This window comes from Herbaspirillum sp. B65 (assembly GCF_000333555.1).
GTDB classification, from domain to species: domain Bacteria; phylum Pseudomonadota; class Gammaproteobacteria; order Burkholderiales; family Burkholderiaceae_D; genus Herbaspirillum; species Herbaspirillum rubrisubalbicans.
Genome location: NZ_BADI01000042.1, coordinates 1 through 1,965, shown reverse-complemented (window position 1 = coordinate 1,965; position 1,965 = coordinate 1). Strand labels below are relative to the sequence as shown.

3 protein-coding genes are annotated in these 1,965 nt (G+C 64.7%); 2 read left to right on the top strand and 1 reads right to left on the bottom strand.

From position 1 onward, the window contains the following. Positions 1-774 (top strand): NAD(P)/FAD-dependent oxidoreductase (locus tag I5W_RS00920; protein WP_044527842.1); only part of this gene is annotated, 774 nt, incomplete at its 5' end. Between the two features lie 5 nt (positions 775-779). Here I5W_RS00920 and I5W_RS00915 read toward each other — a convergent pair. Then, a complete protein-coding gene (locus I5W_RS00915) occupies positions 780-1,628 on the bottom strand; it encodes a porin (protein ID WP_252716840.1) in 849 nt (282 codons plus the stop codon). Between I5W_RS00915 and I5W_RS33015 the strand changes: the two genes are divergently transcribed. After that, positions 1,627-1,788: a hypothetical protein gene (locus I5W_RS33015; RefSeq protein ID WP_252716839.1), complete on the top strand. Its 162-nt coding sequence runs from the start codon at positions 1,627-1,629 to the stop codon at positions 1,786-1,788. The two genes, I5W_RS00915 and I5W_RS33015, sit on opposite strands and share 2 nt — an antisense overlap. Positions 1,789-1,965: the final 177 nt, after the last annotated feature.

Here is a 1,965-nt window from a genome sequence, read left to right as displayed (position 1 = left end):
GGCGCGACCGGCGTTGAACTGGCGGCCGAGCTGGTACAACTGGTCGAGTCTGCGGTCGGTTACGGTGCCAACACCCTCAACGACCGCCTATCGATCACCCTCATCGAAAACGGCGCCCGCCTGCTGGCGGCCTTCCCCGAAGACATCGCCGCGGCCACTCGCAGTCGCCTGGAATCGCTGGGTGTGAAGGTTATGACAGGCACGCGGGTCAGTGCCGCCACCGAAGCGGCTTTCATCCTGGGTGAGGGAGGCGAAGTACCCGCCACCCTGAAGGTTTGGGCAGCGGGCGTGAAGGCGCCCGACTTCCTGCAAGACCTGGATGGACTGGAGAGCAGTCGCGGCAACCAGTTGGTGGTCACGCCGACCTTGCATTGCACGCGCGATGAACGCATCTATGCCATCGGCGATTGCGCCAGCCTGTGCCTGCCGGGCAGCGAGCGCCCCTTGCCACCCACGGCCCAGGTGGCGCATCAGCAAGCGCAGCACCTGATTCGGCACTTGCCGGCGCGCTTGACCCAGGGCACCCCGATCCCCGACTTCCAGTATCGCGACTTCGGCGCCCTGGTGTCGCTGGGCGACTACGATGCCTTCGGCTCTCTGGGCAAGTTCGGCCTGTTCAAGGGCGTGACCTTGCGCGGCAAGCTGGCCCAGTTGAGCCACGTCATGCTCTACCGCAGCCATCAGGCGCGCCTGCATGGCTTCGTGCGAGGCAGCCTGCTGTGGCTGGTGGACCAGCTCAATGCGCGCGTGCGGGCCTCGATCAGGCTCGACTGATGGACTCAGAACTTGTGACGCACGCCGATACGCAAGACGTTCTGGCTGCTGTCATCGGCTGGTGCCGACGAATAGGCCGCGCTGATGACGCCCGGATTGATCACCTCGCTGGCGGCCTGACGGCTGGCCATGGCATACACATCGGTGCGCTTGCTGAGGAAGTAATCCACGCCCAGATTGAACTGGGTGGTATGGCCACGGGTGGCGCCGCTGCCGCTGCGGGCCAGATCGGCGCGATCATGGATGACGCTGGCCAACAGGTGCAGCTTGGCATCGAGCGCGTAATCCACCCCGACATCGAACACATTGGCGCGGGTGGCGCTGGTGATGGCCACCAGACCGGTGGCGGCCAAGGGCTGCTGGGTCGGGCGACGTACCTGCGACCAGGCCGCAAACAGCTTGGCCGGACCGGCCTGGTAGCTGGTGCCGAGGGTGAAGGTCTTCAGATCGCTATCCCCGGCGTGTGCCGGCAAGGCGTCGGCGGCCAGCTTGCTCTGGTAGTAGGCGGCACCGATGCCGGCGTTGCCGTTGCGGTAGTTGGCGCCGACACCGAAGGCTTGACCGGCAGAAGTCTGACCGGCCACTTCACCAAAACCATAGAACAGGCTGCCCATGAAGCCATTCACCTCGGCCGTATCGAAGCGCAACGAATTGCTGGTGCGCGCGCCGGTGAGGCGATCCAGGCTATTGAAGTGGCCGGCACGCACGCCGCCGCCACCGAAGATCTGGAAGGAGCTGTATTGCAGGCCGATCTCTTCCAGGTAGTCGGTCTGGCGACCGAGGGTGAGCGTGCCGTAGCGTCCGCTCAAGCCCACCACCGACTTGCGGTCGAACAGCGTGCCGGGCGTACTCATGGCGCCATCGTCGGCGGCAAAAACCGTTTTCCAGCTGGAACACGGCAGCCAGGCCGCCACCCAGCTCTTCCTTGCCGCGCACGCCGATGCGCGAGGCCATGGCATCGCCCGAATCGAGGCTCATGCGGCTGCTGTTATTGGGGCCGACCTGCTGGTGTAGACCAGGCTCATGTCGATGACACCGTAGACGGTGACGCTGGAACTCTGTGCATGGGCCAAGCCGGGCCATTGGGTCAGGGCCGAGCCCGGTAAGGGTGAAAGCGAGTTTTTTCCTGGAAAATGGGGCCAAAGGATGGCAGGGTGCAAAAAACGTCAAATCGTCGGGGGGCCTTTTTGG